Source organism: Rhizobium sp. M1, from assembly GCF_002531805.1.
Lineage (GTDB): Bacteria > Pseudomonadota > Alphaproteobacteria > Rhizobiales > Rhizobiaceae > Rhizobium > Rhizobium etli_C.
Genome location: NZ_NWSW01000018.1, coordinates 59,330 through 85,754, shown reverse-complemented (window position 1 = coordinate 85,754; position 26,425 = coordinate 59,330). Strand labels below are relative to the sequence as shown.

Genomic DNA, 26,425 nt, shown 5'->3' with positions numbered 1-26,425 from the left:
AGATCATGACCCAGCCCATCTCCCCTCTTCTGCCGATCGCCTATTCGAAGGAGGTCGCCAGCGCCAAGCAGCGCGGCGCGCCGCTGGTGGCGCTGGAATCGACCATCATCACCCACGGCATGCCCTATCCCGGCAATATCGAGATGGCCCGCAGCGTCGAGGCCATCATTCGCGAACAGGGTGCCGTGCCGGCAACGATCGCCGTCATTCACGGCACGCTGCATATCGGCCTTGAAGCCGGCGAACTGGAGCAGCTCGCCAAGGCGACCGACGTGATGAAGGTGTCGCGCGCCGATCTCGCCTTTGCGATCGCCGAGCGCCGCACCGGCGCCACCACCGTCGCGGCGACGATGATCGCGGCGGCGCGCGCTGGCATCCGCGTCTTTGCCACAGGCGGCATCGGCGGCGTGCACCGTGGCGCCGAGGAAAGCTTCGATATTTCGGCCGATCTCGAGGAACTGGCCCGCACCGGCGTCATCGTCGTCTGCGCCGGCGCCAAGGCAATTCTCGACATTCCGAAAACGCTGGAAGTGCTGGAAACCCGCGGCGTGCCCGTCGTCACCTATGAGAGCGAAGAATTCCCCGCCTTCTGGTCGCGCTCCTCGGGGCTTCGCAGCCCGCTGTCACTGAACAGCCCGGCGGCAATCGCCAACTTCCAGACGGTGCGCGAACAGCTCGGCATCAATGGCGGCATGCTGATCGCCAATCCGGTGCCCGAGGCCGACGAGATCCCGCGCGAAGAGATGGAGATCTATATCGAGCGCGCGCTCGACAGCGCTGAACGCGACGAAGTGACCGGCAAGGCGGTGACGCCCTATCTGCTCTCGACCATCTTCGACCTGACGGACGGCCAGAGTCTGAAGACGAATATTGCGCTTGTTGAAAACAATGCGCGGCTGGCGGCAGAGATTGCCGTGGCGCTCGGGGAGTAAGGGGGGATGGGGCAGGTTGTTTCCGCCCAGTCTTTGCCGGATTGCCGTGGATCACCCCCTCTGCCCTGCCGGGCATCTCCCCCACCGGTGGGGAGATTGGGCGGGAGCGCCGGCCGCACGAATAATGAACATTGCAAACTGCACAACGTTAGCGACGTGCGAAGGTCAAGCCGAGCGTCAATCTCCCCCCTTATGGGGGGGAGATGTCCGGCAGGACAGAGGGGGGTGCCACGTCGAACGCCCTATCCGGAAACCACGAAGCCGTAACCGCTAACTATCCAGCGTCTCCTTGACCACCACAGCCAGCTGCTTCAGCGAAAACGGCTTCGGCAGGAACCCGAATTTCGCATCCGGCGGCAGGTTGCGGGCAAAGGCGTCCTCGGCATAGCCGGAGACGAAGATGAATTTCAGGTCTGGATAGTTCTTGCGCAGCTCACGCAGCAGCGTCGGGCCGTCCATTTCAGGCATGACGACGTCGGAAACGACGATGTCGACCTTGCCCTCAAGCTCTTCCATGATGCTCAGCGCCTCGACGCCCGAGCCCGCCTCATGCACGGTGTAGCCGCGCGTTTCCAGCATCCGCTTGCCGCCCCGGCGCACCGCCTCCTCGTCTTCGACGAGCAGGACGACGGCAGAGCCTGTCAGGTCCTCGGGCTGCTGCGCAGCAGGCGCCTCGGGAGGCGTGCCGACTGCGGCAATGGCGCTGTCGATCGCGCCGGCTTCGGCGGCAACCGCCGGCTCGGGGATATGGCGCGGCAGGAAGACGCGGAAGGTCGTGCCTTTGCCGACTTCGGATTCCGGCTGGATGTAGCCGCCCGATTGCTTGACGATGCCATAGACCATGGCAAGACCAAGCCCGGTGCCTTTGCCGACATCCTTGGTGGTGAAGAAGGGTTCGAAGATCTTGTCCATGATCTCAGGCGCAATGCCGGTGCCGGTATCGGTGACCTCGACCAGCACCATGTCCTCGGCGGGCATGTAGGAATAGTTGAAGGCGGAGACCTCGGCAGCCGTCAGATTGCGGGTGCGCAGCGTCAGCGTGCCGCCTTCCGGCATCGCATCGCGCGCATTGACGCAGAGATTGATCAGCACCTGCTCGAACTGCGACAGGTCGGTTTTGACGGGCCAGAGATCCCGGCCATATTGCACGTCGAGCTTGACGTTGGTGCCGGAGAGCAGCCGGTCGACCAGCATGCGCAGGTCGCCGACGACATCCGTCAGGTTCAGCACCGAGGGCCGCATCGTTTGCTTGCGCGAGAAGGCAAGCAGCTGGCGCACCAGCACCGCGGCGCGGTTGGCGTTGCGCTTGATCTCCATCAGGTCGGCGAAACTCGCATCGGAGGGCCGCGCCTGCAGCAGCAGATGGTCGGACGACAGCAGGATCGCCGTCAGCACATTGTTGAAGTCATGCGCGATGCCGCCGGCGAGCGTTCCGACAGCGTTCATCTTCTGCGTCTGCGCCATCTGCGCTTCCAGCGCCTTCTGCTCGGTCACCTCGACGGCATAGACGATCGCCGCTTCCTCCGGCGCCTCGTCGCTCTGGTCGATGACAGCATTGACATAGAAGCGGAAATAGCGCGCCTCGTCGGTCGGCGTGCGGGTGTCGAGCGGCGCGATGTCGCCCTGCCGGTCCTTCGCCGCCGCCAGCGCCGCGGCCAGCTGCGGCCGGTCGCTCTCCTGCACGATGGTTTCGAGAGAGGGTGATTTCTCGAGATCGTCGCGCGACACGACGCCGGAAAACAGCTTCAGGAACGGCGCATTGGTGCGCAGAATGCGCCCTTCGCCATCGACCGAGGCGATCGCCATCGGCGTGTTGTTGAAGAAGCGCGTGAAGCGCATGGCGGCGGCCGAAGCGGATTGGCCGCTCTCGCTGCTCTTTTCGCGCGCCAGCACGATCGTCCGGCTTTCGCCGGGCGCCCCGTCGCGCATCGAGGTGACGCTGTGGATGATCTGCACCGGCAGGCTCTGGCCGTTGGTCTTGCGCAAATCGAGATCGAGCGTCACGGTCTTCTTCAGGCCTGGTTCGGCCTGCACCGACTGGATCAGCGCCAGCCCCTCGCCCGCCACCAGGTCGCCGATCGACATCGAGCCCGGCAGGAACTTGGTCAGGTCGAGGCCCAGCCACTCGGCAAGCGTGGCATTCAGGTAGAAGATTTCGCCCTTCCGGCCGGCGGAGAAGAAGCCGGCGGGTGCGTGATCGAGATAGTCGATCGCGTTCTGCAGCTCCTTGAAGAATCGCTCCTGATCGTCGCGTTCGGCGGTGATGTCGGTGATCTGCCAGATCTGCAGCGGCTTGCCGCCATTATCCTCCTGATGCAGCAGCCGCGCCTTCAGCCGGTACCAATGCGCGCCCGAGCTGTTGGAGCCGGGGCCGACGGCGCGCAGCAGACGGAACTCCTCACGGCCCTCCTTGCCCTCGCGCAGACCATTGACCAGCCGGTAGAGCGCCTCGTTGGACTCGCGATGGCGCGACAGCAGCGTTTCGAGCGTCTGCACCTCGGTCGCTTTGCGCGCGCCGGTCAGCGCGCCGTAGGCAGCGTTGGCATAGATGATCCGTCCCTTGTCGTCGGTGATCAGCGTGCCGTCCGGATGGCTGTTGAGAAAGGCGCGCGCCAGGCTGTCGGACTGGTGCTGCGGCATCACCTCGATGAAGCCGATAACCGAGGACACCAGGAAGAAGATGCCGACCATGGCAAGCACGCCGAGGCCGCCGAGCACCATCTCGTTGTCGAGTGATCTTTTGAAGACGACGAAGGCGCCGGCTGCCGCGATCAGCACGAGCGCCAACAGAAGGATGCGCAAAACCGTGCCAGAACGCCCCCCACGATCCACAAGCGGTGCGTTATAGTCGTCGGCCTGACGCGGTTTCGTCATGTATTCCTCGCATAAGCCCTTCCCATTTCATAGCACGAACACGAAGCAGGAATCAGGCACTCTTTCCTTCTTAGCAATTTGCCACGCCGGCAAAAACACCGGTCACCGGCAAGACTGCTTGAATTCACAGGCTAGAGCGCCATCTGCCTCGCGCAAGCCGGCAGCCGTCATCCGGCACAATACGAAATCGCCTCCGTGCGTCACTGGACAGGACCTTCGGCCCTTGTTTAAGGAACGGAAAAGTCGTCAATATGTGCCGAATGCGAAATGGAGTGAGTGACTATGTTCGATGATCTTGTCGGAGCTTACGGCAGCCGTTTCCTGCTTGCGGCCGGTGGCGTCGGCCTGGCGCTTCTTCTGCTCATTCTGGCGCTCTGGCTGATTCGAAGCCGCGCCCCCTCGCCCTTCGTGCGCGGCGGCCGCAACCGTCAGCCCCGCCTGCAGGTGCTGGATGCGGCAGCCGTCGATACCCGCCGCCGGCTAGTGCTGGTGCGCCGTGACGACGTCGAACATCTGATCATGATCGGCGGTCCGACCGACATCGTCATCGAAAGCCGCATCCTGGCCGAGGCGGCCGAACAGCCCGAAAGCGTCAAACGGCCAGAGCCGGCGGCGGAGCGGCCGGCAACAGTCCCGCGCCCCGAAACACCGCCCGTTTCCGTAAGCCGTCCGCCGCTTGCAGCCCGTGCCGAGCCGCCCGCCGAACCGGCCTTCGCGGACTCAGCCGCGCCGGAGCCGCGCCCGCGCCCCGAACCGCCGGCCCAGCCGGCCGTGCCGCCGCCGGTGGCCACCAGCCCGCTTCCGGCGGAGCCCGCGACGGCTCCGCTGTCGGCCGAACGCGACCATTCTCCGCGCCCCGCTCCGCCCCAGCCGCGCCCGCCGGAACAACCGGTAGCCCCGCCGGTCGCGCAGCCCGCGCCCTATCACGATACGGCGAGTGCCGCCGAAATCCTTGACGCCGCCCGCCAGCGGGTGCTGCCGCAGCAGCGCATCGATCCCGAGGTCTCCGCCCCCGACATGCCGGCGCCGCGCACCGCACCCGCAACGCCCGCGGACGAAGCGGCAGCGCAATCGGCAGCGGCGATTCGCCGTGATTTCCAGCGGGTGCTGGAACAGGAAATGGCGAACAATCTGACGGCCGAGCGTATCGTGCCGGCCCCGGCAAACCAGACCCCGCGCCCGGCCGCACCGCAGCCCGCCAACCTGCCGCGCCGCGATCCCGAGCTTGCCCCGATCACCGGCGCCGACACGGAGCTGCAGAAGGAAGTTGCCCGCATTTTCGGCGAAATGAGCGTCAATCGCGACAAGTGACTGCCGGCGCAGGCGCGGTTGCGCGCATTCGTGACCTCATCATGAAGTTGCAGAAATGCCGCAACGCCGCGGCTTCTCAGTCCTGGAGCTCTTCGGGCCTCCCCACCGCGTCGATCATTTGTTATCAATCGACGCGAAGAGCTTTGGCGCATCGAGGTCACACTTTGCCTAAGTAAATACCGGTCTCACCCCAGTTTCACCCGTACTGCCGCAAAGCGAGACGCTGGCGGCATGCGACCATGTTCATCGGGTGGTGGCGAGAGACCGGTTTGGCATTGTTACAATGTGCCATGTGCAGCTCCGCTGCCCAGCTCTTCAGCCGCCCACAACATCGCCACACCGCGCCCGCAAGGGTTTCTCCTGCACCATCTTGGTGGACTTCCAAACGGAAGACCAAGACGATATGTGCAAGACGCTTCGGGTCCGATGGACCATCACCCCCAAGACAGCGCCCCAGCCGTGGATTGCATGTGGCGGATGCGGAGGCCTCAGAGCTTTCCGATCCAGCGGCAAGATCCGGTTGAATGCCAACGGTCGCAAGCTCGACGCCTGGCTGATCTACAAATGCCTGATCTGCGAAAGGACATGGAACCGGCCGATCTTCGAGCGCCGGACTATCCGCGATATCGATCGGTTGACGCTCGACGCGCTGCAGTCCAACGACCCCGATTGGGTTCGCGCGGAAACCTTCAATCTCGATGGGCTGCGGCGCAAAGCACAGCGCGTTGACGAGTTCGCCGAATTCGACATCGCCAAGGAGATACGGCACGAGAGCGCAGGCTGGACACGCCTGGAAATCGAACTGACAGCCCAGTTCGCGACAAACATACGGCTGGATCGGCTGCTGGCGGGGGAGTTGAAGATGTCGCGCTCGCGCCTGCAGGCGCTGCACGATCAGGGCCTATGTCAAACGGACCCCGGCGGGGCAGACATCATGCGACGGCGGATCAGGAGTGGCACGCTCGTCACGATCGATCTCGTCATGGAGGCGGAGCGGGAGCGACTGTGGAAACCTCTGGCGGCAGGTGGCCCGCTCTAAATGCATGCCGCCCGGAAGTGTGCAGCGATTCCGGGACAACGAGATGCATAAAACAAAGGCTGATGCGCGTCGCTTGAATCAAATTTGATGCGAGGCGCATCGATGGGCGGCGCACCAAGACCGATCGACAAGCCGCGAGTAGGCCGCCCCGACAAAAAGGCGCCGCGATCAGATCGCGGCGCCCAATGTGTCTCTGCCTATATCGAAAACGTCATTCGTCGCGGTAGACCTTTTCACGGCGTTCGTGGCGCTCCTGCGCCTCGATCGACAGCGTCGCGATCGGGCGGGCGTCGAGGCGCTTGAGACCGATCGGTTCGCCGGTTTCCTCGCAATAGCCGTAGGTGCCGTCTTCGATGCGCTGCAGGGCCGCGTCGATCTTGGAGATCAGCTTTCTCTGCCGGTCGCGGGCGCGAAGTTCGATCGCCCTGTCGGTTTCCGACGACGCCCTGTCGGCGAGATCGGGATGGTTTGCGCTTTCCTCGGCCAAGTGGTCGAGTGTTTCGCGCGCTTCTCTAAGGATATCGTTTTTCCAGGCTACCAGCTTCGCCCTGAAGTAGGCACGCTGGTTTACGTTCATGAACTCTTCCTCTTCCGAGGGAACGTAATTGCTAAGATCGATCTTCTCACTCAACGCGATTCTCCTGAAGAACATCTCATCTGGGCGGGTGTATATCCCAAGCGCTAGCCGCGATTCAAGCCAAATACGACAGGTAAACAGATTTTTAAATCTGTTACAATTTTAAGCTAACGGTCTATTTTGTCATGGTTATTCCGGCTGCCGTTTTTGGCTTCGCCTTCAAAACGCCGTGTTGTCAGCCACGTTTTAGGCAGCTGCGGCATGGCTGGCGATTGACGGCGGCCGACCGCAGCCGCTACTGAAAAGACCCGCCCGATCCTGGATTTGCCCATGACCGTACCGCTGCCTCCGCCCAACCGCATCTATCTCCTGCGTCATGCCAAGGCCGCTGCGGCCGACCCCGGACAGCGCGATTTCGACCGGCCGCTCAGCAAAAAGGGCTACGGCGATGCCGAGATCATCGCCGACAAGGCAGCCGACAAGGGCTACCGTCCGGATCTTCTGATCAGTTCGACGGCGCTTCGCTGCCGCGACACCGCCGACGCCGTCCACCGGGCGGTCGGAGTCGGACTCGACGTGCGCTATGTCGATGCGCTCTACGACGCCACCGTCGGCACCTATCTCGAAATCGTCGATGCGCAGGAGGCTGCCGCCGTCATGCTGGTCGGCCACAATCCGACCATAGAGCAGGTGCTGGAGACATTGATCGGCCACAAGGCGATGGTCGCCGCCCTTCCCCGCGGCTTTCCGACGGCAGGCCTTGCCGTCATCGATTTCGATGCTTCCGTCACCGCCTGGCGCCTGACCGATTTCGTTGTCGTCTGACATCGTCCGAGCAATTCGAAGAGCGGCAGAAATTTTCACTTTCCGCGGAAAACGGAAATGCGTTCGCGCCACTTCTTTTTCGCACAACGCCGCCTTCCTATATTGCCGGCAGTCATCAATCGGAATCGCGCCTTGCCGCCACGCCTGACATCCCTTGCCGACGACGCCCGCATCGCCTTCGACAATCTCGCCGACCGGGCGAACGGCCTCGTCAATCCGACCGTGCGGCTCGGCGTCACCGGCCTCTCGCGATCCGGCAAGACGGTTTTCATCTCCTCGCTTGTTCACAATCTCCTGCATGGCGGCCGACTGCCGCTGTTCGAGCCGGTGCAATCCGGCCGCGTTTCCGCCGTGCGGCTCGAGCCGCAGCCAGATGATGCCGTGCCTCGCTTCCAGTACGAAGATCATATCCGGGCCCTGGTGAAGGATCGCATCTGGCCGGACTCGACCCGCGCCATTTCCGAGTTGCGCATCACGCTCGACTATCAGAGCGCCAGCGGCTGGAACCGGCTGTTCTCGCCCGGCCGGCTGTCGATCGATATTGTCGATTATCCCGGTGAATGGCTGCTCGACCTGCCGCTGCTCGGCAAGGATTATCGGACGTTCAGCGAGGAGACGATGGCGCTTGCGCAAACCGGCGTCCGCTCCGCACTGTCGCAGGGATGGCTGGCGCTGACACGTGCCGCCGATATCAATGCCGGCGCCGACGAGATGATCGCTCGCGAGCTTGCCGCCGCCTTTGCCGATTACCTCAAGGCCTGCAAGACCGACGAACGCTCGCTCTCCACCTTGCCGCCCGGGCGCCTGCTTCTGCCCGGCGATCTCGACGGCTCGCCGGCGCTGACCTTCGCCCCGCTCGCCTTGCCGCCCGACGGTCGTCCCGATCGCGGCTCGCTCTGGGCGATGATGGAGCGACGGTACGAAGCCTATAAGTCGGTGGTCGTCAAACCCTTCTTCCGCGAGCATTTCGCCCGGCTCGACCGCCAGATCGTGCTGGTCGACGCGCTGCAGGCGATGAATCGCGGCCCCGAAGCCGTCCAGGATCTGGAACGCGCGCTGACCGATGTGCTTGCCTGCTTCCGCCCGGGCACCAATTCGCTGCTCTCCTCGCTGCTCGGCCGCCGTATCGACCGTGTGCTGGTCGCCGCCACCAAGGCTGACCATCTCCATCACGAGAGCCACGACCGGCTCGACGCATTGACCCGCCGCCTCGTCGATCGCGCCATCGCCCGCATCGGCATGGCCGGCGCCGGCATCGATGTCATGGCGCTCGCCTCCGTGCGCGCTACCCGGGAGGCGTCGGTCAAACGTGACGGCCATGACCTGCCCGTCATCGTCGGCACGCCGATGGCGGGCGAAACCATTGCCGGCGAGCGCTTCGACGGCCAGAGAAAGACCGCGATCTTCCCCGGCGATCTGCCGGAGGATCCGGAAGGCCTGTTTGACCGTATCGTCTCGGGCGAGGCCGGTGGGACCCTGCCCGAAGTCAATGTCGTCAGGTTCCGCCCGCCGCATCTCGAGGAAACCGGCGGCGGCATCAAGCTGTCGGTGCCGCATATCCGCCTCGACCGCGCCATGCAGTTCCTGTTCGGAGACCGTCTCGCATGAGTAAGCCCCCGTCCGATGTGCCGCGTCGCCCACCCGCCGCCTTCGCTTACGACGATGAGCCATCCGAGCCGCGCGACAACGGCCGGCAGCAGCAAGGCCGGCGCAAGCCGGAAAGCTTCTCGGAAGAGATCGTCTTGACGCCCGATGAGGAGGATCCCTTCATCAATCCCGACAGGGATCTCGGCGCAGCACCAGTGGCCACGCCGCGCAAGCGGCGGACCTCCTTCGGCAAGATCGCCGCCGGCGCCTTCGGCATCCTGCTGTCGCTCGGCATCGGCCTCTGGACCGACCGGCTGATCCGCGATCTCTTCACCCGCGCCGACTGGTTGGGTTACGCAGCCCTTGGGGCGCTGGCGATCGGCATCCTCGCCGTGCTTGCCCTCGTCATCCGCGAGACCGCAGGCATGATGCGCCTTGCCGCCGTCCAGACGATCAAGGCCGAAGCGGAAGCCGCGATCCTCGAAACCCGGCCGGCGAAGGCGCGCGCCGTCGTTGCGCGCCTCACCACGCTGCTTGCCGCCAACCCCGAGACATCGAAGGGACGCGCGACGCTGAAGGCGACCGAGGGCGAGGTCATCGATCCCCCGCATCTGATCGCCTTGGCCGAACGAGAGCTGCTCGCCCCGCTCGACCGCAAGGCCCGCGCCCTCATCGTCAATGCCTCCAAGCGTGTGTCGATCGTCACCGCCGTCAGCCCGCGCGCCGTCGTCGATCTGTTGTATGTGCTTTACGAGGCCGTCCGCCTTATCCGCGCCATGGCGGAACTCTACGGCGGCCGCCCCGGCACGCTCGGCATGTTCCGCCTGCTGCGCGACGTGCTGGCGCATCTTGCCGTCACCGGCTCGATCGCCGTCGGTGACAGCCTCGTCCAGCAGGTGCTCGGCCATGGGCTGGCCTCGAAGCTCTCGGCCCGACTCGGCGAGGGCGTCATCAACGGCCTGATGACCGCCCGCATCGGAATCGCGGCGATGGATCTCTGCCGGCCGCTGGCTTTCCGCGCGCTGAAACGGCCGGGAATCGGTGATTTCATCGGCGATCTCACGCCTTCCATGTCACCGCGCAGCAACAATCCTTAATCGACGAAGCAATTCCGCGGCTTTCGCCTCCCCCAGCGTGAAGTCATGAAAATAGCATCAGATTCAACACGTTAGTGGCAGGATATTAAAATTCGCACAGCCTGGCACGCCTGTAATCCCTGGCATTTCGGCACAGTCGAAAGGAAGGATTAACCATTTTTCGGCAAAACTTGGCGCCAGTTCGTGAGTGGTGTTTGCCAAGGAAAATCCATGTATTCGCGCAAGTTTCTCTTCGTATGCGGCCTCGCCGCCGCGGCATTGTCTCCGGTCGCAGATGTCGCTCCGGCAGCCACCGCCGCAACCCGTGACAAGGCCTTCTTCGAATCCGTCGCCGGCTCCTGGAAAGGCCCCGGCGAGATCGTCGCCGGCAAGTACAAGGGCACGAAATTCACCTGCAACCTGACCGGTGAACCGACCGGCGACAGCACCACCGGCATCAAACTCGATGGCACCTGCCGCGTTGGCGTCTTCAAGCAGCCGATGACCGCCGTCATCTCGCAGTCGGGCTCCAGCTATAAAGGCAAGTTTCTCGACGGCGCCGCCGGCAAAGGTCTTGACGTCGTCTCCGGCGCCGTCACCGAGGATACCGTCGTGGTCGGCATCAACCGCTCCAAGCTGAACGGAGCAATGATCGCCCGCATACGCGACGACAAGACGATGAACGTCACCGTTTCGGTCAAGGTCGAAAGCCAGATGATCCCTGTTATCGGCCTGACATTGACCCGTCAGGTCGACGAAATGGCCGTCGGCTCCATCCAGTAGACAGATCGCATGACGGATTTTCCTGAAGCGGCGGGTTTCCCGCCGTTTCGCGTTTCAGCAGCCATGCTTAGAGCCCTTTCCTGGTTAGATTGAATCATTCTGTTGGCTCAAACGGAGTCGGATGGTCGACCGGCCGGCGCGCGTCGTAGCCCAGCTCTACGGCCAAGCCGGCCGGTCGAGCAGCCGGCCCGTTTCAGCCAACCCTCCCGCAGATTTGCCTGGCAAATCTGCAAGGTTCAAAAGCGCCGGACGCACTTATCGCTTCGCCATAGCGAAGCGGTGCGGCCGGTGGGCCGGGCATCTCTAGCCAGGATCAGAGGCGATCGGCTCGGACGTACCTGGGGGTACGCCCATCGCCAATCGCCTCTGCCCTGACGAAAACCTGCTCCGGCAGAATGCTTCAATCTAACCAGGAAAGGGCTCTAGGCGCTCCGCCACCAGTCGCCACTGTCATCGGCGACCTCGATGCCGGTCACGTCGGCGTCGAGCAGCCAGTCGCTGACCGGCCGCCCCCTGACGACAAGGCCTGGGGCGATATCGGCAAGCGGCATCAGCACAAAACCGCGCTCGGTCATCCGCGGATGCGGCAGTTCCAGCCGCGGCGCGTCCTGGATGACGTCGTCATAGGTCAGCACGTCGATATCGAGCGTGCGCGGCCCCCAGCGTTCGATACGCTCGCGCTTCATCTCGCGTTCGATCGAGAGGCAGACATCGAGCAAAGCTTCCGGAGGAAGCCGGGTTTCGACGGCGGCGCAGGCGTTGAAGAAGAACGATTGGTCCGTCTTGCCCCAGGGCGGCGTGCGATAGAGCCGCGACACGGCGGTAACACGACAATGGTCGTGCCCGTCCAGCCTTTGCAGCGCCTCCGCCATCGCCTTCACCGGCTCGCCGATATTGCCGCCGAGGCCGAGGGTGGCGGATCGGTATACGGCCTCAGGCAAAGTGCTCAACACTCACCTGCACGAAATCGAGCACGCCAGGCACCGGCGCGTTCGGCTTGCGCACCGTGATCTTCGCCCGCCGGACCTGCGGAAATGTCTCGCAGAGCCCCTTGGCGATATCGAGCGCCAGGGCTTCGATCAGATAGCGCCGCTTGCCGGTGACGATCTGCTCGATCACGGTGAAAGCGATGCCGTAATTGACGGTATCGTCGATCGAGTCACTTTTAAGCGCCTCGCCGGCGACGACATCGAGCTCGGCATCGACGAAGAAGCGCTGGCCGAGGAATTCCTCCTCGTCATGCACGCCGTGGCGCGCGAAGAAGGCGCAGTTCTGCAGCGTGATCGTGTAGGTGGTCATGTCGGCCGCTTCCTCTCGAATTCCTGGCGCGCTTTGAGCATAGCATCGGCGACATCAAGCGCATCCCTGTTGATTGCGACATTGTGCACCCGGAAAACCGCAGCTCCTTGGAGGCGCAGCAACACGCTCGTCGCAGCCGTCGCCACATCCCGGTCCGATGCATCCCGCCCTGTCACGGTGCCGAGGAAACGCTTGCGTGAGGTGCCGGCAAGCAGCGGCAGGCCGAAGCGCGAAAGTTCGGAAAACCGCGCCATCAGTTCCAGATTCTCTTCCGCCGTTTCCTTGGCGAAGCCGAAGCCCGGATCGAGCACGATGCGATCTCTGTTGACGCCTGCTGCAGCGGCGATATCAAGCGACCGTTCGAGGAAATGCACCTGGTCGGCGATCACATCGGCAAGTTTGACCCTGTCGCGGCCGGTATGCATGATGCAGAGCCCCGCCCCCGTCGCCGCGGCCAGGTCCGCGATACCGCTCTCTTTCTGCAGTCCGGAGACGTCGTTGATGATATGGGCGCCGGCGCTGACCGCAAGCCGCGCCGTCTCGGCGCGATAGGTGTCGATGGATATCAGCGCCTGGGTGCGGCCGCGCAGCGCCTCGATGACGGGCAGCACCCGCGCCTGCTCCTCCGAAGGGCTGACCGATGCTGCGCCCGGCCGGGTCGATTCGCCGCCGATGTCGACAATCGCGGCACCATCGCTCACCGCCTGCAGCGCGTGTTCGACGGCGGCATCGACGGTTTTGAAGCGTCCGCCGTCGGAAAAGGAGTCCGGCGTCACGTTGATGATCGCCATGATGAGAGAACGACGGCCGAGTTCGATCTCCCGGCCATGGCCCACACGCCATAAACTGCCTTCGAGCCCTGTCACCAGACTTATCCTATTGATGACGAAAAAAGCCGCCATCCGATATTGCGCTTGCGGTGGCTATGCCCCAAGCTCCTGTCGATTTCAACATGGATTGCGTTCAGAATGCCGCTTGCAGTGCGTTATATGGTCCTTCCTGTCGCCTTTTCCATTGCCCTTTCTCTCAGCGGCCCAGCGGCAGCCGAAGTGATCGCAACGAAAAGCTATTCCTATTTCGACATCCGCGGCAAAACCGCCGAGGAGCTCGACCAGGAACTCAGCCGGCGCGGCCCGACGGCAAGCGGCTCCTCGGCGCGCCATCCCGGCGCCACCAAAATCCGCTTCGGCGGCGAGGCCACTTATATTCAGGATGACGGCCGCTGCCGCGTCGGCAACGTCAAGGTCACGGTCCACACCCAGATCATCCTGCCGCGCTGGAACAGCCGCCGTGGTGCCAGCAAGGAACTGTCGATGATCTGGGACGCGCTGTCGAGTGACATCAAGCGCCACGAGGAGCGCCATGCCGAGATCGCCAGAGATCAGGCCCGCGCCATGGAGCGCGCTATCCGCGCTTTGCCGCAGCAGCGCAGCTGCGAGGCCATGCAGGAGCTCGTCTCCAACGAATCAGCTCGCGGTATAGAGGAGCACGATCGGCTGCAGGCGCGATTCGACCGGGTTGAAGCGGTCAATTTCCAGAAGCGCATGTTGAGATTGCTGAATAATCGAATCAACGGCCGAGCCGGCGGAAAATAAGGCTTTTTCAAGCTGGTTACGAGCAGAAAAACTTAGCTGCGCAACGAAACTTGTGCGAAACTTGCGCCCTCCCCAGCGTTTCAATGGTCATTTTTCATCCTGGCAGACTCAACCGGAACGCGTTAATATGAACACATTCGAAAGTTCAGCTACGGCATCTGGACTTTCATCGTTGGGTTCTCCTGGCGCGTTCCGAAGCCGCGGATGTTCCTCCCTCATCCGTAGGTAATGCGCCCGCCTCGCCTCGCTCGCACCAGCGCGCGAGGCGTCTTTTTTGTGGCTATGGCAGTGACCGCGGCGAATGCATGTCGCCCGGAAATGTGTAGTGGTTCCGGGACAACGACATGCATAAAAACAAAGAGCTAGAGCCTTTCCTGGTTAGATTGAAGCATTCTGCTGGCTCAAACGGAGTCGGATGGTCGACCGGCCGGTGGGCCGGGCATCTCTAGCCAGGATCAGAGGCGATCGGCTCGGACGTACCAAGAGGTATGCCAATCGCCTCTGCCCTGACGAAAACCTGCTCCGGCAGAATAATCTAACCAGGAAAGGCTCTAAAGCGCGTCGCATGAATCAAATTTGATGCGAGGCGCTTTGGGCGCCGGCCTCAGGCCTGGCGTTCCGGCACGTGCACGACGAGCCCGTCATAGGCGGCCTTCATCCGGATCTGACAGGAAAGCCGCGAGGTGGGGCGCACATCGAAGGCGAAGTCGAGCATGTCCTCTTCCATCGCTTCCGGCTGGCCAACCTTCTCCGTCCATTCTTCGTCGACATAGACGTGACAGGTCGCGCAGGCACAGGCGCCGCCGCATTCGGCCTCAATGCCGGGCACCGCATTGCGCACGGCATTTTCCATCACGGTGGAGCCTTGATCGACGTCGAGGTCGAAGCGCGTGCCGTCGAAGGCGACGATGGTAAGTTTGGGCATCAGCACTATTTCCGGTCTTGAAATGGGTGGGCGGCTTTACTTCCGACAATTCGACGCGTCAGTCAACATTCGGAAATTCGCCATAACCTCGCAGATCAGACCGTCGCCCGCCGTCTTCAATGCGTCATATCGGACGTCGCAAAAAGACCCGTGGTTCCGCAATGGAACAACGGGCCTGCCCGCATGATTGCTTAAGGATAAGATCATACCGCCATTCAATCTGCCTCAGCGTCGCTTGTGCGTCTGAAAAGACGCGCGGCGCCGCGGCTCCTCGAACGAGCGGAAGAGCGATCAGCCGCGGCAGAGCTTCAGGATGAAATTCTCCGCGTCGAGAACGGCAGCGCCCAGCGCCGCCATCGTGCCGGCATCGCCGCCGGTCTCCTCGATGACTTCCGCCGTCTGCGACACGCGGAATGCGCCAACCGAACTTGCCGCGCCTTTCAGCCTGTGCGCGGCGGCCCCGACACGCACGGTCTCGCCGCTCGCAATATCCTGAAGGCACGCGCGGGCTTGACGGGCAAACATCTGAAGGACTTCGATTTCCAGCGTCTTGTCGCCCATCGTCTGCTTTGCGAGATGAACCAGGTCGATCGGCCGGACCTTCGAGGGACAGGGTCCCTTTGCATTGTCCGGCGCCTCGAATACGATATTCAATGCTGCCATCTGGGCCGCCATTTGCCAATTCTCCCGTCTCACGTCGTCCGCACTTGCAACAGTTCTGCGTCAGGAGGGTGGCCATCACGTTAAATTCCGGCACAGCGGGCACGGAAATCTCGGCGTATGGTTAATGTCCGTTAAATATCCCTAAATTATTGGTTTTTAAGCGGGGTCGAGGATTCAAAATTGTTAACAACGGGTTAACGAGCCGCAAATCTCAAGCCTTCATTAATTGTGTGAAGAGCCCAGATGTGTCACTACGATACTGGTGGAGCGGGTTTATGGTACGCGCCTTTGCCGAGTGAGTGGATAATGGTAGTGTTTTGATACCTTCCGTTTGAAAAAGCGGCTATCTACTCTGAAATGACATGCTTATCCGTCCGCGGTTGGGATGGAGGGCCGTAACGGCAAAGTTGTTCCGGGGTGAGGCGGAAGCCTGGGCAACGCTGGCGGACCGGCCGACAGTAACGAGGCGTAACCGAATGGCGAATAACAAATACAATGAGTCGATAGAGGACAAAGCGTTCAAGGCATTGGACGAGGCGCTCCAGATCGATTTCGGCAAGGATAATGTGCCGTCTCGCCGCGGCGACGCGCCTGAGGCGCCGGAGGGGAATGTGTCTGATCCATCGAATGTGCGTAATCAGCAAGCCCAGGAAGAAGCGCAGCGCCGCAACCGCCGCGGCGCCAACGGCGAGCAGGCTTCCAGGGCTCCCGCCTTCGCACCCGCCAATGATGCCAGCCGCAATACGCCCGCCTCTATCCTGAAATCCTTCGACGGCGCCTCCAGCCGCTCGGCGATGCGCACCGCCACCCTGTTTTCCGTGCTCTGGGTGATGGCGGGCCTCGGCCTGATGTCGCTGCTTTACGCGCCGCAGATCTGGCAGATCCGGTCGCTGGCCGACCTCGTCGCCCTGCCCGGTGTCATTGCCGGCCTGGTCGGCATCATCATTCCGGTGATGATGTTCTACGCTTTCGCCATCATGATCTCCCGCGCCCAGGACATGCGCAACGCCGCCCGCTCCATGGCAGAGGTGGCCTTGCGCCTGGCAGAGCCGGAAACCATCGCCTCCGAACGCATCATGACCGTAGGCCAGGCGGTGCGCCGCGAGGTCTCGGCCATGAACGAAGGCATCGAGCGCACCATCGCGCGCGCTTCCGAGCTGGAAACGCTGGTTCATTCCGAAGTCAACGCGCTGGAGCGTTCCTATGCGGACAACGAATTGCGCGTGCGCGGCCTTGTCCACGAACTCGGCTCCGAACGAGAGGCGATCGTCAATCATGCCGACCGCATCCGCACCTCGATCGGCAGCGTCCACGACCAATTGAAGGAAGAACTGTCGCTTGCGACCGAAGAGATCGCTGTGCGTCTCGCCACATCGGGCGAGGCCTTCGCCTCGCTGATCGACACGCGCGCAGCGACGATCCTGGAAAAATCGGACAGCGCCCTGCAGTCGATGGGCAGCCTGCTCGCCGCCAAGACCGATAGCCTGCTCCAGACGCTCAACGCATCCGGTTTCGCGCTGGCCACCGAATTCGACAACCGCCTCGAAGCGCTCTCCGTCAACCTCAACGAACACGGCGAAAAGCTTCTCAGCCAGTTCGAGACGCGCGCCTCGACCATGGACAGCAGCACCGAGAAGCTGAACGCAGCACTGAACGAGCGCACGCATCAGCTCAACGAAATCCTGATCGCCCGCACCCGCGAGATCAACGAAAGCCTGACGTCAGGCGAACGCACCATCGGCGGCACGCTCGACGACGTGCTGTCGAAACTGAACAGCGCCCTTGACGAAAAGGGCGCAAGCTTCCGCCAGAGCCTGCAGAGCACCGCCGACGACGCCGTCATGGATCTCGACCTTCGCTCCGGCTTCTTCGAAGAGCGGCTGCAGACGACGGTCGCCCAGCTCTCGACTGCCTTCGATGAGCGCGTCGCCGAATTCACCAGCGCTTTCGACAAGCGCACCGGCTCGCTCGATACGAAGCTGATGGAAAGCCTTGCCCGTATCAACGAGACGCTGACCGGCGGCTCGGATTCGATCGACGGCATCCTTAACTCCGGCATCGACCGCATCGGCTCCTCGATGACGGATCACTCGCTGGCGCTCGCCACCGCGCTCGCCACCAGCCACGAAGTGCTGGAAAACACGCTCGGCACCCGCAGCGAAGAAATCACCACCGCGCTGACCAGCCGCACCGGCGAGCTGACTTCGGCGCTGCAGAACGCGACGTCGGATATCGCGCTGGCGCTTGCATCGGGCACTTCCGACCTGCAGAACAATCTCCAGGCTCGCTCAGCCGAGTTCCGCGATACGCTGCGCACGACCACCACCGAACTGACCGCCGCCGTTGCCGCCGGCACTGAAGAGGTAACCACCGCCTTCGGCGGCCGCGCCGAGGCGTTGAGCGGCGTGCTTACGGCACGCACTGCCGAAATCAGCGAGGCGCTCGGCGCAGCGCATGGACGCATCGACAGCGTCATGGCAGAGCGCGGCGGCGCGCTCGTCGAGGCGCTGACCAGCCATCACGGCCGCTTCGAGGAAGCGCTGACCACCCGCTCCGACGCGATCATCAACGCTGTCACGGGCACCCACGACCGTCTCGCCGAAACGCTCGACGAGAAGGCCATGGCGCTTGCCATCTCCTTGAACGAGAGCCAGGCCCGGATCGAAGATACGCTCGAAACCCGCTCCGCCACCCTGCTGAACGCCGTTTCCGGCACGCATGACCGACTGTCCGAGACGCTCGACGAGAAGGCAATGGCGCTCGCCATCTCCCTGAACGAAAGCCAGAGCCGCATCGAGGACACGCTCGAAACCCGCTCCGCAGCCTTCCTCAATGCCGTGTCGGGCACGCATGAGCGGCTGTCGGAAACACTCGATACGAAGTCAGCGGCGCTCACGACGTCCCTCGACGAGAGGCACGCCCGCATCGAGGATGCGCTCGGGACACGCGCCGAAGCGCTGCTCAGCACGATCGCCGGCACGCGTGACCGCCTTGCCGATACGCTTGATGAAAAGGCGATGGCGCTTGCCGTTTCCTTGAACGAAGGCCAGGCCCGTATCGAGGACACCCTGGAAACCCGTTCTGCAGCCCTGCTGAACGCTGTCTCCGGCACCCACGACCGCTTCGCCGAGACGCTGGGCGGTAAGGCTTCGGCCATCGCCGCCTCGCTGAGCGAGACCCAAGCCCGTATCGAGAATACGCTCGAAACCCGCTCCGCCGCCCTGATGGATGCCGTTTCCGGCACCCATGACCGCCTCTCCGAAACCTTGGACGAAAAAGCGATGGCGCTTGCCATTTCGCTCAACGAGAGCCAGGCCCGCATCGAGGATACGCTGGAAACCCGCTCCGCGGCCTTGCTGAATTCCGTTTCCGGCACCTACGACCGCTTCTCCGAAACGCTCGACGAGAAGGCGATGACGCTTGCCATCTCGATCAACGAGAGCCAGGCACGGATCGAAGACACGTTAGGGACCCGCTCCGAGGCCTTCCTCAAGGCCGTCTCGGGCACACATGAGCGCATCTCCGAAACGCTCGACCAGAATACATCGGCGCTCGCTGCTACCTTGAACGAAGGCCAACGGCGACTGCAGGATACGCTGGAGACGCGCTCGGAATCCTTCCTCAACGCGGTTTCCGCCACCCATGACCGGCTGTCTGAGACTCTCGACGATCGGGCGATGGCGCTGGCCATCTCGCTGAACGAGAGCCAGAGCCGCCTCGAGGAGACGCTGACCTCAGGTGCCGATGCGATCACCAATGCGGTCTCCGGCACGCATGAACGCCTGAACGGCGTGCTCGACCAAAAGGCCAGCGCGCTGACCGCTTCGTTGAACGAGGGCCAGGTCCGCATCGAGGAAGCCTTGGGGCACCGCACCGCCGCGATCATTGGCGCTGTGACGGCAAGCCACGACCGGCTCACCGATACGCTCGACGAAAAGACCATGGCGCTCGCCATTTCGCTCGACGACAATCAGAGCCGCTTCGACAGCGCGCTCGAAGCTCGCAGCAATTCCATCATGGAAGCCGTCGCCAGTGCCGAGGCGCGCGTCGCCGGCGCCTTTGCCGACAAGACCGATGCCATCCATAACGCCTATGCCGACAATCAGCAGCGGCTCGAAAATGCGCTTTCCCAACACAGTGCAGCCCTCTCGGGCGCTCTCGATGCCGGCGGCGCCCGCTTCGAGGATCTCGTCGGCGGCTTGACCGGCCGCATCGAAGGCCGCCTGAGCGATGCCCATGCGCGGCTCGGAAGCCTTGCCGAGGAGGCCGCGGCGCGCATCGAGAGCGGACTGGATTCTGCCCATGAGCGCATCCGCACGACGCTTGAGGATCGCGCCAACGCCATCGATCTGTCGCTGAACCAGGCCCATACGCTGATCAGCGATACGCTGACCGAACAGGCGACCAGCATCGGCACATCAGTGGCGACAAGCATCAGCATGCTCGAAATGTCGCTAGAAGACCGCGAGGCTTCGATCCGTCAGGCGATCGATTCCGGCGCTCAGACATTGGAAGATCGCATGCATGCCGGCGCCGGTCAGATCGCCGGCCGCTTCCAGGAGGCGGCCAACACGATTTCGAGCTCCGCCCAAGGCCTTTCCGCCCATCTCGACCAGTCCGTCGCAAGCCTTGCGGGACGTCTTGAAGAAACCGGTTCCCGTATGGAAGCGGGCCTGACTGCCATCGAGAGCCGCATTCGTGACGGCGTCGGCGGCGTTGCCGACAAGGTCGAAGCGGCCAGCAGCCAGCTGTCCGGCGTGCTCGCCGACGGCATTTCCCGTCTCGGCGCGCTTGGTGACGACACAACCCAACGCATCTCGGCGACGCTCGAAGGCAGCGCCGCAAATCTCACCCAAGCGATCGACAGCCGGACCGCCAATTTGGCCGAGACGCTGGACAACCGCACGACCACGCTGACCGGCGCCATCGAGGGCCGCACGGCAAGCCTCGGCGAAACCCTCGACCGCGGCAACGAGCGCATCGAGGAACGACTCTCGACCATGGATCGCGCTTTGACCGTCGGCCTCGAAGCCGTCAACCGCACCATCGAAGGCAAGGCCGCCGGCCTCGCGTCGACGCTGCGCAGCGCGGTTGCCGAAGCAGCCCAGGGAATGGAAGGCGAAGCGACGAGAACCACCGAACTGCTCGGCAAGACCGGCCAGCAATTCGCCGAGGATCTCAATGCAAAAAGCGACGAATTCACCCGCACCATGGATGAGCGTTCGTCGCAGATCGTCACCCGCGTCGCCGAAGCCCAGAACCGTCTGGCAACCCAGGCCGCTGCCGTCGCCCAGACTTTCTCGGAAGCCGGCAATGCCATCGTCAACAAGGTTGCCGAGGCCGAGACGATCGTCGGCACGCAGGTCAATGCCATCTCCAAGGCGCTGTCGGATGCCGGCCAGTCTCTCGAAGCGCGCGGCGACGCCATCCGCTCGACGCTGTCGGGGGCCGGCAGCGAGATTTCCGCCACCATGGCGGATGTCGATCGGGCGCTCGAAGCTCGCAGCAGCGCCATCCGCTCCAATCTCGAGGAGCGTGCCCGCGAGATCGATACGACCTTCTCCGACATCGACCGGGCGCTCGAGGCGCGCGGCAACTCGATCCGCGCGACGCTCGAGGAACGCACCCGCGACCTCAACTCGATGCTTGCAGGCCGCTCGGTCGAATTGACGCGCATTCTCGACGAAACCGCCCGTCCGATCATCGATCGCTACACCGATGCCGGCGAACAAGCCGCCGCCCGCATCACCGCCGCCGCCAACCTCAGCGCCGACCGTCTGCGCACCGAAAACGAAGCGCTCGCCAGCGCCGTTGCCGCCCGCACCGAGAATGCCGCCAATGCCGTCAGCGCCATCGAAAACAGCCTGGTCGGCAACGTCAACGGTCTGGTCCAGCGCATGTCGGAAAGCAGCGCGGCGATGGCGATGATGATGAACCGCGCCGTCGAGCAGCTGACCAGCGTCGACAGCCGTCTCGGCGAAACCACGACGCGCTTTGCCGACTCCACCACCAAGGCTGCCGAGATGGTCAACGCCTCGACCCGGCTTCTCGAAGGCAAGGTCGACCGTCTTTCCGACATTTCGGGCCAGACGCTGTCGCAGGTCGGCGGCATCATCGGCCGTTTCGACGAACACTCCAAGGTCCTGACTCAGGCCTCGCAGCTTCTGGGTGCCGCCCAGTCCAACCTTGCCTCGACGCTCGAGGAGCGTGAAGGCGCGCTGCAGGCGCTCTCCGTCAGCCTGGTGCAACGCTCCGACGAGATCGAAAAGACCATGCGCGGCCTTGGCGGCATGATCGAGACGGTGTTCGAGCGGGCCGAGCAGCGCTCCAACCAGGTCACCGGCAATCTGCGCCAGGGCGTACAGTCCTCCTTCGCCGATATCGGCCGTATTCTGACCGAAACCGAGAAGCGCGCCCAGGAAGCCGCCGAGACGATGCGCGAGGCAATCACCCGCGCCGGCGAGGAAGCCAACACGACGATCGACGGCACCTTCGCCAATGTCGAGCGCCGTTCCGGCGATCTCTCCAACCGTATTCGCGGCGGCCTCACCGCCTCGTTGTCGGAAGTCGAGCGCATGCTTGGCGAGGCCGGCCGCGCCTCCGACGGTGCGGCTCAGCACATGCGGGAATCGCTGCGTGAGGCGATCGAGGATGCCGTCGGCCGTTTCTCCGGCGCCACCGACGATATCCGCCGCTCCGCCGCCGACATCCGCAGCGAGCTCGACGCCACCCGCGCCGAACTGAAGCGCGGCGCCTTCGACTTGCCCGAGGAAGCCAAGGAAAGCGCCTCGGCCATGCGCCGCGCCGTCGCCGAGCAGATCAAGGCGCTTCAGGATATCTCCCAGCTCGTCGGCCGCTCGAGCCAGCAGCTTGAAATCTCCGAGCCCGTCGCCCGCTCGCTTGCCCAGGTGCAGCCGGCGCCGCGCCCCGCTCAGCCGGTCGCAGCTCAGCCGCCGCAGCCAGCGGCACCGCCGCCGATCGAAGCGACGGGCCTGCGTGGAACGATCGCCCCGTCCGCTCCGGCCGTCGCCGCTCAGCGCGCCGCCCCGCAACCGACCCCCGCCCGCCAGGAATCAGGGCGCCAGGAACCGGCGCGGGAAAGCGGCGGCTGGATCAGCGATCTCCTGCGCGGTGCATCCCGTGACGAAGCCGCCGACGAGGCGCCGGCCCGGGCCCCGGCCCGCCCGGCGGAAACCGCCGCACCGACCACACGCAGCAACGACAGCCGCAATCCGCGCCATGTCGTGGAATCGCTGAACTCGCTCTCGGTCGATATCGCCCGCGCCATCGACCACGATGCCTCGGTCGATCTCTGGCGGCGTTACCAGCGCGGCGAACGCGACGTCTTCACCCGCCGCCTCTACACGCTGAAGGGCCAGCAGACCTTCGACGAGATCAAGCGCAAATATGACCGCGAGCCGGAATTCCGCACCGCCGTCGACCGCTATATCGGCGATTTCGAAAAGCTGCTCGCCGATGTCGCCCGCACCGACCCGAACCAGACTGTCACCCAGTCCTACCTCACCTCGGATACCGGCAAGGTCTACACCATGCTCGCCCACGCAGCGGGCAGGCTCCGCTAGAAGCCTGGCCGACGCCTTGGATCTAGAGCCGCCTGAACCTGTGTCAGGCGGCTTTCACTTATGATGCCGACAAGATCTGCTCCTATTCCCGGAACCGCGAACGAATGACCAAGGCCCTGCTGATCATCGACGTGCAGAATGCAATTCTCTTCGGGAAGGCCACGCCCGAGCGGCAATTCCAGGTCGATTCTGCGCTGGATGAGACCGTCGCTCGGCTTGCAGCGCTTCAGGAAAAGGCGCGACAGGCCGGCGCGCCGGTCGTGCTGGTGCAGCATGACGGCGGCAGCGGCCATCGATTGGCCGTCGGCACGCCCGGATGGGAACTGCGCCAGGAGATTGCGCCGAAACCCGGCGAGGTCGTCGTCCGCAAGCAAAGCGCCGACTCCTTCTTCGAGACCGATCTCGCCGAACGCCTGAACGAACGGGCGGTCACGCATCTCGTCATCGGCGGCTGCATGTCGCAATTCTGCGTCGACACGACCGTCAGGCGCGCCGTTTCCCTTGGCTATGACGTGACGCTGATTGCCGACGGCCACACCACAGGCGACACGGCGACCCTCACCTTCTCCGAAATTGTCGCCCACCACAACGAAACGCTCGACGGGTTCGACGCGGGCAAGGCGGCGGTGGAAATCCGCCCCGCGGCCGACATCGCCTTTTCATAAAGCACCGCAGCAACAGCCGATATCAAATCGGAAGCAGGCGCTCGGTCCTCAGCTTGACGATCAGCGCCTCGACAATCTCTGGCACATCCCTCGCAGCCGTATCGACAATGATCGGTGTCTGCCCCCAGTCGTCATATATCCGCTCGTTGACTTCCTGCCACGTCGGTTTAACCAGACCTTCCACATCCGTTTTCCGCGTCTCGACCCGGCGGCGATGTTCGCTCTTGTCGGAACAGATCACCTCGACCTCGGCCGCGATCACGTCGGAGCGTGCAGCGACCGCCAGCCAGGCCTCGCGGGTTATTGTCAACGGGTTGACCGAATCGGCGATCACCATCCTGCCGAGCGTCAGATTATCCTCCGCAATGCCGTAGGCGACGACATAACCCGCCGGGCCGATGTCATTGGAAGGATCACCCGACGCTCTGATCGCCTGCTCGATCGTATCGACCCTCACATGCACGGCTCCGAGCCGTCTCGCGAGGGCGCGCGCAATCGTCGTCTTTCCACTACCCGGCAAGCCGCCGAAGATCACCAGCATGGTCTCTCACCCGTTTGTGAATATGCGGCAGCGAAGCCGGACCGACTTGTCCGGCTTCGTCCATCCCTTCCTTGTAGAGGAGATGTATGGCAACACAAGCAGAAGTAGTCATCCGTAGCAACCGGGGCCATACGGTCCCGGTTTCCGTCTTTTACCGATCGGCTGCTATGCCCCAATTGTAAACGCACCGATCGAGACCGATGGCGATTTCCAGCACGAGGACATCGTGGTCGATGGCAGCTCCCTTCTTCGGCTGCGACCGGTAGCGCTGCGGAAAGTCCGTGCGGCGCGAGATCGAGCAGACCTCCATCCACTTGTCGCCATTGTCGACCTCGATATCCATCGTCACCTCGGAATAGGCCGGCAGCCGGTCGGAGGGCACGACCCGCGTCGGCAGATGGATCAGCGAGGCGATCATGCGGCGCACCGGTTCGAGGCAGGCGGCGTGATAATCATTGCCGCTGTCGGCGGTGAAGGCGCATTGGAATTCGAGCTGCCAGAACTCCTTCAGCCGCATATGTTTTGTTGGCTGCTCCTGCTCGCGGCGATAGGACCGGCCCGCCTGCCAGACGCAGAGCGGCAGCCGCGTCTTCGAATGGTTTGCGAGAATATGCTGCATATAGGCATAGGTCGACGGCGTGGTCTCCGGCCTCAGCACCAGCGCAGTGTCGCCGCCGGAAAGCTGTTCCTGGACCCAGATGTCGGCATTCGTATAGGCATTCGAAACCAGCGATCGCGGCATCAGCGCAGGTGCCTCGACCCTTCGCACATCCCAGGCCGGATTGACCGATCTCAGAAAACTGCGGACCTCTTGCGCGAAGAAGTCGATCATATGATCGCGCAGATGGATCTGGCGCTCTTCCCAATGGACGAGCGAATTGACTTGATAAATATTGAGCACGGTGCCTGTCTCCCTGGCAACCTTGATTGACGTGGTGAGGGGCTTTACGTCCAGCAGCGCGCCGGACGCCCGTAGCGCCCCGACGTCACAGCAGGACGCGAAGACCTCGTCCGCCGAAAGCGCGCGCGATCGCAGCCTGCGGGCAGGTGCTGATTTCGCGGAAAAAAAGCGCGCTCTTCATGCTCATGATGAATTTTCTACGTGCCGTCAGCGCCCTTGTCAAAACCGAAGACGGCAACGCAAAAGGAATCAGCTGTGGATAGGGCATTTTAATTGCCGCCTGTCCTTCATTTCGTCACAAACTTTCTTGATCGGCTTGCGTTTAGCCGACAGCTCACCCGACCGTCCAAAGACAGAGACAGTAATACCGATGACCAAGACGACCTCCCGCCTCCGTGCCACCGCGCTCTCGTCCGCCTTGCTGATGGGCGCGTTCGCCCAAGCTGAGGCCGGCCAGGCAAGCTTCGTCGTCGATGCGCAGTCAGGTCAGGTCCTTGAAGCCTCCAATCAGGACGATCTGAACTATCCGGCATCATTGACCAAGATGATGACGCTCTATCTCGCTTTCGAGGCTCTGCATGAGGGACGCCTCACATGGGAACAGAAGCTCACCATGTCGGAAAATGCCGAAAGCAAGGAGCCCTTCAAGCTTGCCGTCGGCGCCGGCCGTCAGGTGACACTGCGTGAAGCAGTCGAAAGCATCGTCGTACTGTCTGCCAACGACTCCGCCGTGGCGATCGCCGAACAGCTCGGCGGCTCGGAACAGGCTTTCGCCAAAGCGATGACCGACAAGGCGCACCAGCTTGGCATGAAGGACACGGTCTTCAAGAATCCTTCGGGCCTTCCCGACCCGGAGCAGGTCACCACGGCGCGTGATATGGCGACCCTCGGCGTCTCGTTGATGCGGGACTTCCCCGAGGAGTTCAAACTCTTTTCCATGCGCGGCTTCCAGTTCCGAGGCATGAAACTACGCGGCCACAACAACCTGATGTATCGTTATGACGGCGTCGACGGCATCAAGACCGGCTATACCGACGCATCCGGCTATAATGTCGTGACGTCGGCGCTGAAGGGTGGCCGCCGCGTGGTTGGCGTCGTCATGGGCGAAAAGACCGCAGGCCTGCGTGACGACAAGATGGCCGGCTTGCTGGACAGCACCCTGTCGCCGTCAACCGCCACGGCGTACACTACACCGGGCACCCAGCCCGGAGCGACGATGACGGATACGCAGCCGACGAAATAGGCCGCA

At 63.3% G+C, this 26,425-nt stretch carries 20 protein-coding genes; 11 read left to right on the top strand and 9 right to left on the bottom strand.

The window, feature by feature from the left end:
• Positions 1 to 5: 5 nt before the first annotated feature.
• Complete coding sequence (locus CO655_RS18705; protein ID WP_064685492.1) at positions 6 to 932, top strand: pseudouridine-5'-phosphate glycosidase; 927 nt, start codon at positions 6 to 8, stop codon at positions 930 to 932.
• A gap of 270 nt (positions 933 to 1,202) precedes the next feature.
• Here the strand turns inward: CO655_RS18705 and CO655_RS18700 are convergent, their stop codons facing one another.
• Positions 1,203 to 3,806, bottom strand: coding sequence for a PAS domain-containing sensor histidine kinase (locus CO655_RS18700; protein WP_097665864.1), 2,604 nt, complete (start codon positions 3,804 to 3,806; stop codon positions 1,203 to 1,205).
• 282 nt (positions 3,807 to 4,088) lie between these two features.
• Here CO655_RS18700 and CO655_RS18695 point away from each other — a divergent pair, with 282 nt between their 5' ends.
• On the top strand, positions 4,089 to 5,117 hold the full coding sequence (locus CO655_RS18695) for a flagellar biosynthetic protein FliO (RefSeq protein WP_245423856.1): 1,029 nt from the start codon (positions 4,089 to 4,091) through the stop codon (positions 5,115 to 5,117).
• A 403-nt stretch (positions 5,118 to 5,520) separates the two neighbouring features.
• On the top strand, positions 5,521 to 6,156 hold the full coding sequence (locus CO655_RS18690; protein WP_097665860.1) for a DUF1062 domain-containing protein: 636 nt from the start codon (positions 5,521 to 5,523) through the stop codon (positions 6,154 to 6,156).
• 211 nt (positions 6,157 to 6,367) lie between these two features.
• Here CO655_RS18690 and dksA read toward each other — a convergent pair whose 3' ends face one another.
• On the bottom strand, positions 6,368 to 6,787 hold the full coding sequence (gene dksA / locus CO655_RS18685) for an RNA polymerase-binding protein DksA (protein WP_008525884.1): 420 nt from the start codon (positions 6,785 to 6,787) through the stop codon (positions 6,368 to 6,370).
• A gap of 276 nt (positions 6,788 to 7,063) precedes the next feature.
• On the opposite strand from dksA, the gene CO655_RS18680 reads away from it, so the two are divergent.
• The 4 genes from CO655_RS18680 (at position 7,064) to CO655_RS18665 (ending at position 11,004) form a co-directional block, all read left to right on the top strand.
• The gene (locus CO655_RS18680; protein ID WP_097665858.1) at positions 7,064 to 7,558 is read left to right on the top strand and encodes a histidine phosphatase family protein; all 495 of its coding nucleotides are present in this window, start codon (positions 7,064 to 7,066) and stop codon (positions 7,556 to 7,558) included.
• A 132-nt stretch (positions 7,559 to 7,690) separates the two neighbouring features.
• The gene (locus CO655_RS18675) at positions 7,691 to 9,166 is read left to right on the top strand and encodes a YcjX family protein (RefSeq protein WP_097665956.1); all 1,476 of its coding nucleotides are present in this window, start codon (positions 7,691 to 7,693) and stop codon (positions 9,164 to 9,166) included.
• Positions 9,163 to 10,242: a TIGR01620 family protein gene (locus CO655_RS18670; protein WP_097665856.1), complete on the top strand. Its 1,080-nt coding sequence runs from the start codon at positions 9,163 to 9,165 to the stop codon at positions 10,240 to 10,242. Before CO655_RS18675 ends, CO655_RS18670 begins: the two co-directional genes overlap by 4 nt.
• A gap of 210 nt (positions 10,243 to 10,452) precedes the next feature.
• Positions 10,453 to 11,004 carry a hypothetical protein gene (locus tag CO655_RS18665; RefSeq protein WP_010030055.1) on the top strand — a complete coding sequence of 184 codons (552 nt, stop codon included), beginning with the start codon at positions 10,453 to 10,455 and terminating at the stop codon, positions 11,002 to 11,004.
• A gap of 422 nt (positions 11,005 to 11,426) precedes the next feature.
• Here the strand turns inward: CO655_RS18665 and folK are convergent, their stop codons facing one another.
• From folK to folP, 3 genes are read right to left on the bottom strand one after another with little or no spacing between them, the layout of a single operon-like run.
• A complete protein-coding gene (gene folK, locus CO655_RS18655; RefSeq protein WP_097665854.1) occupies positions 11,427 to 11,945 on the bottom strand; it encodes a 2-amino-4-hydroxy-6-hydroxymethyldihydropteridine diphosphokinase in 519 nt (172 codons plus the stop codon).
• Entirely contained in the window at positions 11,938 to 12,303 is a 366-nt protein-coding gene (gene folB / locus CO655_RS18650) for a dihydroneopterin aldolase (RefSeq protein ID WP_009986496.1), read from the bottom strand. The genes folK and folB overlap by 8 nt, the downstream gene beginning before the upstream one ends.
• Positions 12,300 to 13,169 carry a dihydropteroate synthase gene (folP, locus tag CO655_RS18645; protein ID WP_097665954.1) on the bottom strand — a complete coding sequence of 290 codons (870 nt, stop codon included), beginning with the start codon at positions 13,167 to 13,169 and terminating at the stop codon, positions 12,300 to 12,302. The genes folB and folP overlap by 4 nt, the downstream gene beginning before the upstream one ends.
• A 102-nt stretch (positions 13,170 to 13,271) precedes the next feature.
• Between folP and CO655_RS18640 the strand changes: the two genes are divergently transcribed.
• On the top strand, positions 13,272 to 13,898 hold the full coding sequence (locus CO655_RS18640; RefSeq protein ID WP_097605171.1) for a DUF922 domain-containing protein: 627 nt from the start codon (positions 13,272 to 13,274) through the stop codon (positions 13,896 to 13,898).
• 604 nt (positions 13,899 to 14,502) lie between these two features.
• Here CO655_RS18640 and CO655_RS18635 read toward each other — a convergent pair.
• Complete coding sequence (locus CO655_RS18635) at positions 14,503 to 14,823, bottom strand: 2Fe-2S iron-sulfur cluster-binding protein (RefSeq protein WP_010029491.1); 321 nt, start codon at positions 14,821 to 14,823, stop codon at positions 14,503 to 14,505.
• A gap of 291 nt (positions 14,824 to 15,114) precedes the next feature.
• The gene (locus CO655_RS18630) at positions 15,115 to 15,498 is read right to left on the bottom strand and encodes an Hpt domain-containing protein (RefSeq protein ID WP_010029490.1); all 384 of its coding nucleotides are present in this window, start codon (positions 15,496 to 15,498) and stop codon (positions 15,115 to 15,117) included.
• Between the two features lie 464 nt (positions 15,499 to 15,962).
• Here CO655_RS18630 and CO655_RS18625 point away from each other — a divergent pair, with 464 nt between their 5' ends.
• Positions 15,963 to 23,069 (top strand): hypothetical protein, encoded by a 7,107-nt coding sequence (locus tag CO655_RS18625; RefSeq protein ID WP_097665852.1) that lies wholly within the window; start codon positions 15,963 to 15,965, stop codon positions 23,067 to 23,069.
• A gap of 104 nt (positions 23,070 to 23,173) precedes the next feature.
• Positions 23,174 to 23,734, top strand: coding sequence for a cysteine hydrolase family protein (locus tag CO655_RS18620; RefSeq protein WP_097665850.1), 561 nt, complete (start codon positions 23,174 to 23,176; stop codon positions 23,732 to 23,734).
• A 22-nt stretch (positions 23,735 to 23,756) separates the two neighbouring features.
• Here the strand turns inward: CO655_RS18620 and CO655_RS18615 are convergent, their stop codons facing one another.
• Positions 23,757 to 24,275, bottom strand: a complete 519-nt coding sequence (locus tag CO655_RS18615; RefSeq protein WP_097665848.1) for an AAA family ATPase — start codon at positions 24,273 to 24,275, stop codon at positions 23,757 to 23,759.
• 151 nt (positions 24,276 to 24,426) lie between these two features.
• Positions 24,427 to 25,176 carry an aminoacyl--tRNA ligase-related protein gene (locus tag CO655_RS18610; RefSeq protein WP_097665846.1) on the bottom strand — a complete coding sequence of 250 codons (750 nt, stop codon included), beginning with the start codon at positions 25,174 to 25,176 and terminating at the stop codon, positions 24,427 to 24,429.
• A 370-nt stretch (positions 25,177 to 25,546) separates the two neighbouring features.
• Here CO655_RS18610 and CO655_RS18605 point away from each other — a divergent pair, with 370 nt between their 5' ends.
• On the top strand, positions 25,547 to 26,419 hold the full coding sequence (locus CO655_RS18605; protein WP_097605176.1) for a D-alanyl-D-alanine carboxypeptidase family protein: 873 nt from the start codon (positions 25,547 to 25,549) through the stop codon (positions 26,417 to 26,419).
• Positions 26,420 to 26,425 lie beyond the last annotated feature (6 nt).